General features: G+C 47.5%; 13 protein-coding genes and 1 pseudogene. 5 read left to right on the top strand and 9 right to left on the bottom strand.

Annotated features, from left to right (window positions below; all coding sequences use genetic code 11):
- Window positions 1-182: 182 nt before the first annotated feature.
- The 5 genes and pseudogenes from ASG93_RS37150 to ASG93_RS10945 all read right to left on the bottom strand — a co-directional run bounded on the left by ASG93_RS37150 (window position 183) and on the right by ASG93_RS10945 (window position 3,642).
- Window positions 183-656: pseudogene (locus ASG93_RS37150) on the bottom strand (glycoside hydrolase family 73 protein).
- Window positions 653-1,051 (bottom strand): holin family protein, encoded by a 399-nt coding sequence (locus tag ASG93_RS10930; RefSeq protein ID WP_056831776.1) that lies wholly within the window; start codon window positions 1,049-1,051, stop codon window positions 653-655. Before ASG93_RS10930 ends, ASG93_RS37150 begins: the two are co-directional and overlap by 4 nt.
- Before the next feature lie 57 nt (window positions 1,052-1,108).
- Window positions 1,109-1,924: a minor capsid protein gene (locus ASG93_RS10935; RefSeq protein WP_056831778.1), complete on the bottom strand. Its 816-nt coding sequence runs from the start codon at window positions 1,922-1,924 to the stop codon at window positions 1,109-1,111.
- Between the two features lie 329 nt (window positions 1,925-2,253).
- Window positions 2,254-2,928: a hypothetical protein gene (locus ASG93_RS35885; RefSeq protein ID WP_056831780.1), complete on the bottom strand. Its 675-nt coding sequence runs from the start codon at window positions 2,926-2,928 to the stop codon at window positions 2,254-2,256.
- A gap of 294 nt (window positions 2,929-3,222) precedes the next feature.
- Window positions 3,223-3,642 carry an ArpU family phage packaging/lysis transcriptional regulator gene (locus tag ASG93_RS10945; RefSeq protein ID WP_056831782.1) on the bottom strand — a complete coding sequence of 140 codons (420 nt, stop codon included), beginning with the start codon at window positions 3,640-3,642 and terminating at the stop codon, window positions 3,223-3,225.
- A gap of 165 nt (window positions 3,643-3,807) precedes the next feature.
- Here ASG93_RS10945 and ASG93_RS10950 point away from each other — a divergent pair, with 165 nt between their 5' ends.
- From ASG93_RS10950 to ASG93_RS10960, 3 genes are all read left to right on the top strand, one after another.
- Window positions 3,808-4,212 carry a helix-turn-helix domain-containing protein gene (locus ASG93_RS10950; RefSeq protein WP_056831784.1) on the top strand — a complete coding sequence of 135 codons (405 nt, stop codon included), beginning with the start codon at window positions 3,808-3,810 and terminating at the stop codon, window positions 4,210-4,212.
- Window positions 4,213-4,416: 204 nt separating this feature from the next.
- On the top strand, window positions 4,417-4,941 hold the full coding sequence (locus ASG93_RS10955) for an ImmA/IrrE family metallo-endopeptidase (RefSeq protein ID WP_082614847.1): 525 nt from the start codon (window positions 4,417-4,419) through the stop codon (window positions 4,939-4,941).
- Entirely contained in the window at window positions 4,934-5,311 is a 378-nt protein-coding gene (locus ASG93_RS10960; protein WP_056831789.1) for a hypothetical protein, read from the top strand. Before ASG93_RS10955 ends, ASG93_RS10960 begins: the two co-directional genes overlap by 8 nt.
- A gap of 1,134 nt (window positions 5,312-6,445) precedes the next feature.
- On the opposite strand, the gene ASG93_RS10975 is transcribed toward ASG93_RS10960, so the two are convergent.
- The 3 genes from ASG93_RS10975 to tkt all read right to left on the bottom strand — a co-directional run bounded on the left by ASG93_RS10975 (window position 6,446) and on the right by tkt (window position 9,118).
- Window positions 6,446-6,625: a hypothetical protein gene (locus ASG93_RS10975; RefSeq protein WP_056831794.1), complete on the bottom strand. Its 180-nt coding sequence runs from the start codon at window positions 6,623-6,625 to the stop codon at window positions 6,446-6,448.
- A gap of 75 nt (window positions 6,626-6,700) precedes the next feature.
- Complete coding sequence (locus tag ASG93_RS10980; protein ID WP_056831796.1) at window positions 6,701-7,018, bottom strand: pyrimidine/purine nucleoside phosphorylase; 318 nt, start codon at window positions 7,016-7,018, stop codon at window positions 6,701-6,703.
- A gap of 78 nt (window positions 7,019-7,096) precedes the next feature.
- Window positions 7,097-9,118: a transketolase gene (tkt, locus tag ASG93_RS10985; RefSeq protein WP_056831798.1), complete on the bottom strand. Its 2,022-nt coding sequence runs from the start codon at window positions 9,116-9,118 to the stop codon at window positions 7,097-7,099.
- 185 nt (window positions 9,119-9,303) lie between these two features.
- On the opposite strand from tkt, the gene ASG93_RS10990 reads away from it, so the two are divergent.
- Both ASG93_RS10990 and ASG93_RS10995 read left to right on the top strand, forming a co-directional pair.
- Window positions 9,304-10,617 (top strand): DUF1800 domain-containing protein, encoded by a 1,314-nt coding sequence (locus ASG93_RS10990; protein ID WP_056831800.1) that lies wholly within the window; start codon window positions 9,304-9,306, stop codon window positions 10,615-10,617.
- Window positions 10,618-10,636: 19 nt separating this feature from the next.
- The gene (locus ASG93_RS10995) at window positions 10,637-11,872 is read left to right on the top strand and encodes a DUF1501 domain-containing protein (protein ID WP_056831803.1); all 1,236 of its coding nucleotides are present in this window, start codon (window positions 10,637-10,639) and stop codon (window positions 11,870-11,872) included.
- Window positions 11,873-11,910: 38 nt separating this feature from the next.
- On the opposite strand, the gene purU is transcribed toward ASG93_RS10995, so the two are convergent.
- Window positions 11,911-12,762 carry a formyltetrahydrofolate deformylase gene (purU, locus tag ASG93_RS11000; protein ID WP_235550816.1) on the bottom strand — a complete coding sequence of 284 codons (852 nt, stop codon included), beginning with the start codon at window positions 12,760-12,762 and terminating at the stop codon, window positions 11,911-11,913.
- Between the last annotated feature and the right edge of the window lie 56 nt (window positions 12,763-12,818).

The raw sequence follows: 12,818 nt of genomic DNA on the forward strand, positions 1-12,818 counted from the left end.
GGTTACTAGTGTTTTACGCCGACAGCGGATGATTATCTGATTTTTGCTGAGTATTCAGCCATATTCAGCCACCTACTGCTGCCCGGACGCTTTCCTAAGCTCGTCAGCCAAACGGTGAAACTCCACTCTTAGCTTCTGCAACCTCTGTGCTCATCCAAGCAGGGGATAAGAAGTTAATAATCTTATTGGTTATCATCAGAACTCATCATATCCCCCCTCTCCTCCTCTATCTGATCAAAACGAGTTAGCTCGCTCCCTTCAATAATCCGAATCAGCTTGTCCGCATACTGCGGATCTGTTGCATAACCTGCGTGCTGCAGCTCCTTATTTGCACATCTGTAGTCCCTCTCAATTAACACATTCGCATACCTAGGATTGCCAGCAAGCAGCAGCGATTGATCACGTATGCTATCGCAACAGCTGTCGTACACACGAAAGCCGCCTACAATTTGTATCCACTTGCCGTTTATGAATTCCTGCGCCACTTACTGCTGTCCGCTCCCCTTGATCCCAAACAAATTATTACCATGAGCTGAGCGACCCCAGCCACTTTCAAGAATAGCCTGCGCGATTGTGACACTAGCTAAAATACCAAACTCCCGCATATCCGCTCGTGCTGCTGAAGCTAATTGATCAATAAAGCTTTCTTTGCTCATAACCCCTCCTCCTTGCCTCGCAGCACTTGAATCATCCGCTTCATAAAGCTGGGCAGCGGCAGCCCTAATCGTCCATAATTTTCAGTAATGGATATAAACTCATTCGCCAAGTAAAAATAAATCGCGCCCGTCATCATCAGGCCTGTATTCATGAGAATATCCATACGTTGAGCCAGCATAATCACGAGCAGCATCAACCCTTTGCGGGCAAGCCCCCAGTAGCCAACTTGGCTATTAAGTCCACGCTGCTCCCTCATCGAGGCGGCAATGCCCGTTACATAATCGACGAGTATCGCCATTAGAAATAGGCTAAGAAGTTCGTTCCACTCGCCGAAGGCATAGGTTGCGAGCCCTCCGAGCGTGGCAGAAATCAGGTTAAAACCGATTTGGTTCATTCGTATTTGCTCCTTTCTGTTGAGATTGGTTGGGGAGGCTGTAGGGATTAAGAAGCCTCAATTATGAATTTGTGATGCTGTGTGTAAGCCTGCCATGGGTGGATACGTGCCTTGCGGAGCTGCAACTGCCCCAGTCAAAGTAACGGTCAGGACCCCCGTAGACAAATCCCCCGATCGAATCGCTGCACTGGAATTAATCACCGTTAACCACCTGCTTCCAGTTGGCAATTTAGCTTGTTCAGCCAGTCCCAGCAGTAATATTTGAGCGGCCAACTGATACTCATTTGCTGACCTCGCAGCAATCTGCCCAACGAATTGTTTCGTAAGCTGGCAAGCACCTCTTGACGTCGATGCACTCTGTACACTCAAACACTGCCATGAGACGCTAGGTCGACACGTACCGATGAATCCACGGTATACGCGCCACTGCGAGCCTAAAGCCGCTTCCGTAAATACGGATATAGCTTTCAGCCAAGTTTCTAGAACAGGCTTTACTTGCCGAAGGATCAGGACAGATTTCATGAGGCATCTGCCTGCCCCATCCTTGTCCTGCACAGTAGGAAGCGCAGCAATTTGCACCGTGTAAGTTTGCCCGTCCACCTCGATGACACCGTCATCCGGATCGAGCAGCTTGTTAATAGCGCTCCAGATGCGATCCTGCGCCCCCGCCGACGTTGAACTTCTCACGTTCAAACTCAGCTTGCGCCAGCTACTCGGCGCGTCCAGCTTGAACTCTGCGCTGCCACCAACGTGACTGAGCCAAATGGCCTCATCGGGGGACTGTGGAACAACGTCCACGAACATGTCTCTCCCGAGTGCTCCCTCACCTTTCGACTGTAGATAAAGTGCTAGCTGATTTCCCATGTTAATCATTCAATTCTTTCATCTCCTTCCTGTGTAAAAATCGTTACAGCACGTTCCCGATTCTTTGTCTCATCTATAAGCATGTTTTACATCGTCTCAGCGACGATCTCACCACCGAAGCCCTCTGTAACGATGCAAAAGAGCCTGTCGATTAACTGTTCATAGACCACAAAATGTATGCGAAAAATCATACATAATGAGCGGCACACACAAAGAATCAGTCGATTCTATTCGAAATTTCATATACAAAACGTGATTTGAGTCCTGATTCTGTATATATATCCGAAAAATCATATACATTCTCTGCATGTGTCCGTTCACGTTAAAACTGTCCACAATTAATCGACAGTCCCCAAAACATCGTTACAGCACTTCACTCCAACGTTCTCGCTTACCACAAAGTTATAAGTGCTGGTGTTAGTGTTAGTACTGGTCTTGGTCTTGGTCTTGGTCTTGGTCTTGGTCTTGGTCTTGGTCTTGGTCTTGGTGTTGGTCTTGTTATTGGTATTGGTGTTGGTATTGGTATTGGTATTGGTATTGGTATTGGTGTCGGTGTTGGTGTTGGTGTTGGTCTTGGTCTTGGTGTTGGTCTTGGTCTTGGTCTTAGTCTTGGTCTTGGTATTGGTATTGGTATTGGTCTTGGTCTTGGTCTTGGTCTTGGTGTTGGTGTTGCTCTTGGTCTTGGTGTTGGTGTTGGTGTTGGTCTCGGTCTTGCTCTTGGTCTTGCTCTTGCTCTTGCTCTTGCTCTTGCTCTTGCTCTTGCTCTTGCTCTTGCTCTTGCTCTTGCTCTTGCTCTTGGTCTTGCTCTTGGTCTTGCTCTTGGTCTTGCTCTTGGTCTTGCTCTTGGTCTTGCTCTTGGTCTTGCTCTTGCTCTTGCTCTTGCTCTTGCTCTTGGTCTTGGTCTTGGTCTTGGTCTTGGTCTTGGTCTTGGTCTTGGTCTTGGTCTTGGTCTTGGTCTTGGTCTTGGTCTTGGTCTTGGTGTTTGTGTTGGCGTTGAGTGTTTTGAAATTCAAAACACTTTTTTTCTTTTCAAAACGGTCACTACCTAAAAGAACTCACTACCACTCGCTTCACTCCTTCCATTCGTCCCTAAGCAGCCCTCACAGATCTGCTCAATCTGGACATTATCCCTTGCGTCCTGTTCAGCATAATCACCTCCCTCACTACTCTACACAACGATCTTACCACGGTCCCACTCTAACGAACTGCCAACAAGCGGCCAACTTACGGTCACACTATCCTAGCCGGTTATATGTTCTTATATAGGTGTGCTCCCTATCGCCCATGAGCCATACCAACATTGATCCTTAAGAAAGTATCACCTCTAGCCGCAGCATGTAAGCTAGCTTAGCTATCGCCTTAGCCTTCACCCGGCGATACGTGCGCTCGCTCAAATTCAGCTCATTGAACAGCAAGAAATCGAATAACTTGTCCCTTTGCAAATATCGTTTGCTGACAATTTCCTGTTCAAGTTCATCAAGCAGCAACAACGCTTGCTCTACCTCAGCGCATAAACCAACCAGTTGTTCCTCCATATCTGCCTGGTACACAGCTGCCTGCTCCTCCATTTTGAGCACCTGATTCGAGCCCGAAATCGCTCCTCTCTCTCTCCGCACATCACCGATCAACCGGTACATACGAACCGTTTCGAGCACGTCTTCCACCCGCTTGCGCGTTGCCCGCCGGTCAATTTGTTCTTGCTCTATGTGTAAAATACGTTCCACCATTCTCCGACCACCTCCTAAAATTTGTCGTTTTGAATTTCTAAACAAATCATACATCTTCTTGTTTTAAAATTCAACACAAAATGTATTGAAAATCAAAACTTTCTTGCCGAACCCTCTTGTTTTTTGTACCGTCAACCCTTTACAATAGAATCAGGTGATAAAGCGATGAAAGATATGGTACAATTCGGCATTCGAATCCGGCGTCTGCGTCAGCAGAACCATTTTTCCCTTAGAGAACTTGGCGAACGGTCCGGTGTTAGTTATTCGTTTATTAACTCCATAGAGAATAACCGCTTCAACCCATCCAGGGAAACGGTTATCGCCTTAGCTGATGCTCTTAGAAGTGCTGATAAAGACGAGCTTCTGCTGCTTGCTGGATTTGCTCCGACAGAAGAAGAGTCGCTCGATGGAGCGTCTGGAGCCGGTTCCGTGGAAGTCGATGATCCTGAAGTCAGCTTATTTTTCAAAGATTTCAAAAATGCGCCCAAAGAGCGCCGAGACGAAATGCTCCGCTTCTGGAACTTCATCAAAGAGCAGCAGATGACCCGTGATCCGGACAGTCAGCAGTAACAGTGGCTTAGGAGCCATCTTGATGAACTTATCCTTTTGCAATAAGCCAAGCCCTAACGGGCTTTTCTTTACCATAAATAAACGAACATACATTCCTATAACGAGGTGTTTGTCCTGTTCACTCACTACCAAACCACCCCTCTAGAACAATGGGTCGAAGCTTTATATCTCCAATACGATATCACCGAGCCAGTTCAGCTTAGCATGACCAATTTGGCCGCTAAACTGCATATTTGGGTTTATGCGATGGATATGAGCAGCATGGCTGTCGAAAATAACGGACAATTCAGCATTAACGTAGACCGTCGATTATCTGCCAAAGAGCAGTGGGAAGACTTCCTGCATGAGCTTTGTCATGTGCTTCGCCATTCCGGCAACCAAATGATCATGCCAGATCGCTATGTCGATTGGCAGGAGCAGGACGCTTCGGCATTCCAGCTTTACGCGGCAATACCCATTTCAATGCTTAAGAAACTGCCCCTGCCCGAGCAAAAGAACGAAATGATTGCCCTGCTCTCCGAAGAATTTCAAGTAACCCATAGGCTTGCAGCAGCGCGTATAGAACAAATTCAACGGCGCGTCCTACAAGGTATTTTGGATCATGAATACCAGCTATTTACGCAAAGCCAAGCTAGCAAATACAATTCGGACAATTGGTCCGATGCAACTCGCCTTATCATGGACAAGCTGGAGCATCTGAAGCAAAAAGGAGCACCCTCTGATGGCTAAGCTGACTGTTTTTTATGACTTCCATGAAGAGCGCATCCAGCCATTTCTCATGGCGCTGCGTTTTCGGCCTCAAGAGCTGGATTGGAGCAAAACTTCGATGTACATTCCATTAACTGCTCCGTTTCAGCAGCTTAAGATGGAAGAAATCCCCGACCTAGAGGCTGGAATAACCGTCTTGCTGGATGACCTTGTCGTCAATCCACTACACCCCCAATGCATTGGCATAAGCCTTTCTAGGATTAAGCAGCGACATATGGCGCTTCCACCTGATACGCTGCAAAGCATCCAACAGCTATGGATACGCATGAGCGACATCGAAGAAGTACTACAGATGGATACCCGCTCTCTCTACCCCTGGTCTTCTAATTAAATCCGCTCAAAAGACAAAGACAATTAAGCGCGGAAAACCGCGCTTATTCTAGGCGCCCGAGCAAATAAGCGCGAAAACCGCGCTTTCCGCGGGAGCTCTGCGAGCCGAAGCTCGCCGACAGAGTCTGAGAAGCCGAAAATCGATTATGCAGCAAATCTGGTGGCCGCTCATTGGGCATTTTCGCCATCTTCATCCCGAGAATGAAGTTAGGGATTTTCAAGACAACACCAGATTTGTCGACTTTGTATATCTCCGTCCGCCACATCGGATTAGTTTCGAGATCGACTGTTACGGTCCGCATGCTCGAGATGTTGACCGCTCTCGTTTCGGAGATAACCTGATGCGGCAGAATCAGTTGGTTTTGGACGAATGGAAGGTTTTTCGGTCCTCACTCGATGATATCACCCAGCATCCGCGGCGCTGCCAACAAGTCGTCCTCAACTTCATGGCGCGATGGTATGGCGATCAAACACAACTTATATCACTCACACATCGAGAAAAAGAAATCGCTCGGCTGGCTACGAGTACCACTGAACCACTAAAACCACAAGTAGTGGCTGAACATCTGGGCATCCGAGTTGAGCACGCACGGAAGTGGCTTCGCAGCCTGCACAGGAAAGGGATAATAAAGCCNACCACTAAAACCACAAGTAGTGGCTGAACATCTGGGCATCCGAGTTGAGCACGCACGGAAGTGGCTTCGCAGCCTGCACAGGAAAGGGATAATAAAGCCACCCAGTGGGGAGCAGAGAATTCGCTCATACATTCTGGATCCTGCAGGGCGGAAATTGTTCGTTTAGGCTAATTTTAGAGGAGGTGACGGCCAAAATTGGTTAGTGTTCCCACGGAAGCCAGAATAGAAGTCTTTTGGGACTTCTATTTATGCTAATTCGAGAGTTCAAGTGAAAATAGAAGCTTTTAAAGACTTCTATTTGTTAAAAAAGCGGCACTAGATTGGAATATTGGTGTAAATAAGAGTCTTTGGAGACTTCTATTTACCTCCAGTGAAGAGAAAATGTCAAAATAAGAGTCCTTAGGGACTCTTATTTTGGTTTGAGCTGAGAGATTACTATTGTTAAAACGCGTTACGCCGACAGCTGATGATTATAGGATTTTAGCTGAGTATTCAGCCACCTACTGCTGCCCTGACACTTTCCTAAGCTCGTCAGCCAAACGGTGAAACTCCACTCTAACTTCTACATCCTCTGTTCTAAGTCCATATTTAGGAGCGCCCGAGCAAATAAGCGCGTTTTCCGCGCTTTCCGCGAGATGGGTAAGCTTTGCTAACCCCAAACCGAAAAAAATCCCATACATCCTCGGCCACTCGGTCCGATAGATATATGGGATCTGCAGGGAGATCTCTTCCCTATTTTTAATTACTGAATTTATTTACTCATGAATATAAGAGCAAATATAATCGCTAACTGTTTTCACTTCGAGCTTGAATTTCGCGCCCGCAGGAACTGTGAATTCACCTTGACCACTGATGGTAATCCATTCGCTGCTGCCTGGAAGCAATACGTTCAGCTCACCAGCTTGGATTTCCATGATTTCTTTTACATCTGTTCCGAACTCATACTCACCCGGGAGCAAAATGCCGAGAGTTTTTTTAGAACCATCAGCGAATTGAACAGTGCGGCTAGTCACTTTACCGTCGAAATAAACATTGGCTTTCGTTAAAACAGTTACATTTTCAAAGCTAGACATAATGATTGGTTCCCCCTCTAAAATGACAAAAATATTGCCACGCCCACCCTAAGGTGGACTGTGGCAACTAACTATTAATTAAGACAATAGAGCTTTCACTCTAGCTGCAACGTTCTCTGGGTAGAATCCGTATTCTTTGAGAACCAAATCCCCTGGTGCGGATGCTCCGAATGTGGAGATACCGAGGATGGAGCCTTCGTCGCCAACGTAACGTTCCCAACCAAGCGGGTAAGCCATCTCAACAGCTAAACGTTTCTTCACTTCCGGCAAAATGACGGAGTCTTTATATTCTTTGGACTGTTTCTCGAATAGTTCCAAGCTTGGCAAGCTTACGACACGAACGTTAATGCCATCGGCTTCAAGAAGCTTTTGCGCCGCGACAGCCAATTGTACTTCGGAGCCTGTTGCCAGGATTTGTGCAACTGGCTTGCCATTAGTAGCATCGGATACAACGTATCCGCCTTTGCTTAGGTTTTCTTTCGCGCCTTGAACTGTTCCTTCAAGAATCGGCAGGTTTTGACGAGTCAATACGAGAGCAACTGGCCCCTTAGCTTTGGAAATCGCATAACGCCATGCTTCAGATGTTTCGTTCCCATCTGCAGGACGAATAACGGTGATGCCCGGAATCACGCGAAGCGCTGGTAATTGTTCAACCGGTTCATGCGTCGGTCCATCTTCACCAACAGCAATGCTGTCATGTGTTAGAACGTAGATCACCGGAAGCTGCATAAGAGCTGCAAGACGAATCGATGCACGCAGGTAGTCGGAGAATACGAAGAATGTAGCTCCATAAACTTTAACCCCGCCATGCAAAGCCATACCGTTCATCGCTGTACCCATACCGAACTCACGAACACCAAACCATAAGTTGCGGCCTGCATAGTTGCTAGCACTATAGTTGGATTCGCCTTTGATCATCGTGTTGTTGGAGCTCGCCAGATCCGCGGAACCGCCGATCAACTGCGGCAAATTAGGTGCAATCGCGTTAATTGCATTACCGGAAGCAACACGAGTAGCCATAGGCTTGTCTGATGTGCTGTAAACCGGAAGATCTGCGTCCCAGCCTGCTGGCAATTCATTATTCACTGCCGCGCTGAACTGGTTACCGAGTTCTGGATATGCTTTGATGTAGTCATTCAACAAGTTGCTCCAAGCTTGTTCAGCTGCAGCGCCTTCTTTTTGAATTTCTGCATAGTGCGCTCTAACTTCGTCCGGAACTAAGAAGTCCGGCTCTTCCGGCCAGCCGTAAGCTTGCTTCGTCAGCTTCACTTCTTCGCCGCCAAGCGGGGATCCGTGAGGTCCAACGTGGCCGCCTTTGCCGCCTTTGTTCGGGCTACCGAAACCGATTGTCGTTTTCACTTCAATCAATGTAGGGCGTGTTGTATCAGCTTTCGCTTCAGCAATGGCTTTGGAAATCGCCGTAAGATCATTTTGCTCTTCTACGCGCAGTACTTGCCACCCGTAAGCTTCAAAACGCTTTTCAACGTTCTCGGAAAATGCCATATTAAGCTCGCCATCTAACGAGATATCATTGGAATCGTACAACATGATTAATTTGCCCAATTTAAGGTGAGCTGCCAAGGAAACCGCTTCAGATGAAACGCCTTCCATCATGTCGCCATCACCACAGATTGCGTATGTATAGTGGTCGATTACAGGGAAGTTCTCTTTATTGTAAGTCTCTCTCAGATGAGCTTCAGCCATGGCCATACCAACTGCCATACCGATACCTTGTCCAAGTGGACCCGTTGTTGCGTCAACACCTGCTGTATGACCGTATTCCGGATGTCCTGGGGTTTTGCTTCCCCATTGGCGGAAGTTCTTGATCTCTTCCATTGGCAGATCATATCCACACAAGTGAAGTAGGCTGTACAGCAGCATGGATCCGTGGCCGGCAGAAAGCACGAAACGGTCACGATTGACCCATTTAGGATTAGATGGATTGTGCTTCATATGCTGTTTCCACAGCACATAAGCCATTGGCGCAGCCCCCATGACCATACCTGGGTGACCTGATTTGGCTTTCTCAACGGCGTCGATACCCAAAGTACGGATCGTGTCGACCGCTAATTGTTCAATTGTTTTGTTTGTTACTGTCATTCGAAAATTCCCTCCTATTTTTCTGTATTTTCGTCAATCAATGACTTGTACATACAAGTAACTTTTCTCGCTTGCATTATTGTACCATTTGCTTTAATGCTTTGCCACAATAAGCCGCTAAAACTCATCATTTCCTAGTTACAGCAATATATATGTATAGAAGCCATTTGTATGGGGGTGAGATCATGGCAAAAGGCTGGACAGAGAGAGAAATTATTCATTTACTAAATCGTGCCGCCTTCGGTGCATCCGAATTGGACATCCAGTCCTGCCTGTCTTTTGGAAAAAAGGAAACCGTCCAACGCCTCGTGAACGGACTTCCTCTTACTGATCAGCTTCAAAGAATTACGTCTATTGAACAAGTCCAAGCTGACGGCAAAGCGCTGAAAGCCGATCAACTTATAGATCAACAAATCTATTGGCTGTATCGAATGATTCAAAGCAACAATCCGTTAATCGAAAAAATGACGCTCTTTTGGCATAGTCACTTTGCTACCTCATTCTCCAAAGTCCAAAGTGTTCCCTTAATGGTAAGGCAAAATGAACTTTTTCGCAGCCACGCCCTCGGCTCTTATCGTGATTTACTGCTCGCTGTGGGGACAGATCCCGCCATGATGATATGGCTTGATGTCGGCGATAACCGTAAAGGAAGCCCCAATGAGAACTACGCCCGCGAAGTGATGGAGCTGTTCACCCTTGGCCGGGGCCATTATTCGGAGCAGGATGTGAAAGAGGCTGCGCGGTCTTTTACAGGCTGGCGGTACGATCGTGATAAAGACCAACCAGCGTTCAATCCGAATCAGCATGATAGCGGCCTCAAATCCATTCTCGGCGTGCAAGGCAATATGGATGAAGGGGATATCGTCGAGGTTCTTCTTAAGCAATCGGCCTTGTATGATTTTCTAGCTTTAAAGCTGCTGGAAGCTTTCGCTTGTGAGGATCCATCCAAAACCTGGCGTGCTAGAATTGCGTCTCACCTTACTCAATCTTTGCAAATCAAAGATGCATTATATGAAATTTTCATATCTGATGAATTTTACGATAATAACTGCTACATGACCTTGATCAAATCGCCGGTAGAATACGTCGTTTCCTTGGCCCGCTCCCTCTCTCTGCCTATATCTAGAAGTATGGCTAGTGCCGTAAATAACATGGGACAGGAGCTTTATAGGCCCCCCGACGTAGCCGGTTGGAGAGGTCACGAATCCTGGTTGATGACAAGCTACCTTCTCGTCCGTTTTCAATATGCAGAAACTGTGTCCAAGCAAGTTGGCAGTGACTGGTTCCTTATGGATGCTGCAAAACCTACAGCCACAGCCGCAGTCCCTATGGATGAGCGGCTTCGCACCTGGAGCCAGAGACTACGTATCGGCCAATTAACCGATGCGACGATCGACGGACTAACTGCCTTTTCACAAGATAGTCTCTTGCTTACGGACTCGGTTAAGCGTCAATTGCTGCAGATGCTGCTGCTCTGTCCGGAAAGTCAATTGAAATAAGGGAAGAGCGTGATCTGATATGAAGCTAACCCGCAGGGATTTTCTGAAAAAAAGCACCGCTTTGATCGCCGCGCTAAGCTTCGGCGGGACTCTGTTAGCGACCGAAAAAGGACGAGCACTCCTAACCGGACATGCTGAGTTCAAGCATCGCGTCAAATCTCCTGTGCTTGTTGTTGTTCAGCTTTCGGGGGGGAATGATGGCATCAACACCGTCATCCCTTATGGTGCAGGAGCATATTATGACACCCGGCCAACTCTCGCCTACAAACAAAACGAAGTGCTGATGCTGAATAATGAGCTGGGACTACATCCTAGTCTGCCACACATGCAGCAATATTACCGCGATGGGAATCTCGCCATCATTCAAGGCGTCGGCTATCCGAAGCCAGACCGCTCACATTTCCGTTCTATGGATATTTGGCAAACCGCCAAGCCTGATGAGCTTTCAGACAGCGGATGGTTGGGGCGCTATATCCTTTCATCCATGCCCAAACAGCCCCTTCCTGCTGTGCAAATCGGGGGGCTTGTCCAGAAGGCCTTTATCGCTTCGAATATCAATGTGCCCTCCATACAATCGTTAGAACAGTTCTATGCATTCAACCCAAAGACACCTATCAATGACAAGGAGCGAATGACGCTTGCTCTGAAAAGCATCTATCAAAAGCAACCTAAACGGGAGATGCTCGGTGTCTCCGCACAACATGCCTTGGCCGCTTTTCAAAGTGTGGAGAGCATCCAATCCATGGTGAGCGGCTACAAGAGCCAATTACAGTATCCAAAAAGTGGATTCGCTAGTGATCTACAGCTGGCCGCCAAGCTGATCGCCGCCAAAGCGGGAACGCGCATCTATTACACCAATTTAGGCGGCTTCGATGACCATGCCAATGAGAGGCAGCAGCATGCCATAACCTTGCAGCAACTGGACGAGGGTCTGCATGCTTTTTACACAGATTTGAAGGATCAAGGGCTGCATCACGATGTTGTCACGCTTGTATTCTCGGAGTTTGGTCGTCGCCTGAAGGAAAACGGCAGCGGCGGAACCGACCATGGAACAGCGGCGCCGGTGCTGGTGCTAGGCGGGCAAGTAAAAGGCGGCTTGTTCGGTGCGTACCCCAGCTTAACGAATCTGGATCAAGGGGATCTGAAATACGAGGTGGATTTCCGTTCCGTCTATTACACTCTGATCGATGATTGGCTGCGCGGCGATGCCAAGAGTGTGCTGGGAGCTGCTTACGAAAAACTTCGGTTTGTATAGAAAAAGGCTGAATCCTCAGAAGAGGACCCAGCCTGTGTTTAGTTAAATACAACCGTCTTATTATTATGAACGATAATGCGATCTTCCACATGCCAAGCTACCGCTCTCGCAAGGACAATACGCTCGATGTGACGGCCAATCCGCTTCAAATCTTCTACGTTATCACGATGGCTGACCCGTTGAACGTCCTGTTCAATAATCGGTCCACCGTCGAGCTCCTCTGTCACATAGTGCGCGGTAGCTCCAATAATTTTCACCCCGCGGTTGTGTGCTTGCGCGTAAGGTTTTCCACCAATAAATGCCGGCAGGAAGGAATGATGAATGTTAATAATTCGATTCGCGTAATGCTTAATGAAAGATGGAGAAACAATTTGCATATAACGAGCCAAAACAATAGCATCTACGTTGTCTCCAACCACTTCCAGCTGGCGACGTTCAGCTTCCGCCTTCGTATCCGCTGTTACTGGAATATGATGATAAGGTATACCGAAAGGTTCTACCAAAGATTGCATGTCTGGATGATTGCTGATCACCATGGCGATGTCCGCGTTGAGATCACCTGCGCGCCAATGCCAGAGCAGTTCAAGCAGCGCGTGATCTTCCTTGGATACGAAAATAGCAATACGCTTCTTCTGACTTGCCAAAGAAAGGCTCCAATCCATCGAGAACTTATCTGCGACAATGGCAAAATCCTTCTTTAACTGCTCAGCGCGGTGAGCAAGCTCTGATAAATCGAACTCAATGCGGATGAAAAACATTCCGCCCTCCGGGTCCATCGTATACTGATCGGATTGCACGATATTCGCGCCATATTCGAATAAAAATTGTGAGACCGCCGCTACGATACCCGGCTGATCCGGACAAGATATAAGCATTCTTGCTCTGTTCATGTTGTTTCCCCGTTCCATATTATCCCCCTACGAGTTTTCGTAGAAAACTTACTTCG

It is taken from the genome of Paenibacillus sp. Soil787, assembly GCF_001429545.1.
Classification (GTDB): domain Bacteria; phylum Bacillota; class Bacilli; order Paenibacillales; family NBRC-103111; genus Paenibacillus_E.

Coding starts and splice junctions, on each gene's coding strand:
- purU (WP_235550816.1), bottom strand. CDS start 12,762: ATGAACAGAGCAAGAATGCTTATATCTTGTCCGGATCAGCCGGGTATC.
- ASG93_RS10960 (WP_056831789.1), top strand. CDS start 4,934: ATGGCTAAGCTGACTGTTTTTTATGACTTCCATGAAGAGCGCATCCAG.
- ASG93_RS10980 (WP_056831796.1), bottom strand. CDS start 7,018: ATGTCTAGCTTTGAAAATGTAACTGTTTTAACGAAAGCCAATGTTTAT.
- ASG93_RS10945 (WP_056831782.1), bottom strand. CDS start 3,642: ATGGTGGAACGTATTTTACACATAGAGCAAGAACAAATTGACCGGCGG.
- ASG93_RS10990 (WP_056831800.1), top strand. CDS start 9,304: ATGGCAAAAGGCTGGACAGAGAGAGAAATTATTCATTTACTAAATCGT.
- tkt (WP_056831798.1), bottom strand. CDS start 9,118: ATGACAGTAACAAACAAAACAATTGAACAATTAGCGGTCGACACGATC.
- ASG93_RS10975 (WP_056831794.1), bottom strand. CDS start 6,625: ATGTATGGGATTTTTTTCGGTTTGGGGTTAGCAAAGCTTACCCATCTC.
- ASG93_RS10995 (WP_056831803.1), top strand. CDS start 10,637: ATGAAGCTAACCCGCAGGGATTTTCTGAAAAAAAGCACCGCTTTGATC.
- ASG93_RS10950 (WP_056831784.1), top strand. CDS start 3,808: ATGAAAGATATGGTACAATTCGGCATTCGAATCCGGCGTCTGCGTCAG.
- ASG93_RS10935 (WP_056831778.1), bottom strand. CDS start 1,924: ATGATTAACATGGGAAATCAGCTAGCACTTTATCTACAGTCGAAAGGT.
- ASG93_RS10955 (WP_082614847.1), top strand. CDS start 4,417: ATGACCAATTTGGCCGCTAAACTGCATATTTGGGTTTATGCGATGGAT.
- ASG93_RS10930 (WP_056831776.1), bottom strand. CDS start 1,051: ATGAACCAAATCGGTTTTAACCTGATTTCTGCCACGCTCGGAGGGCTC.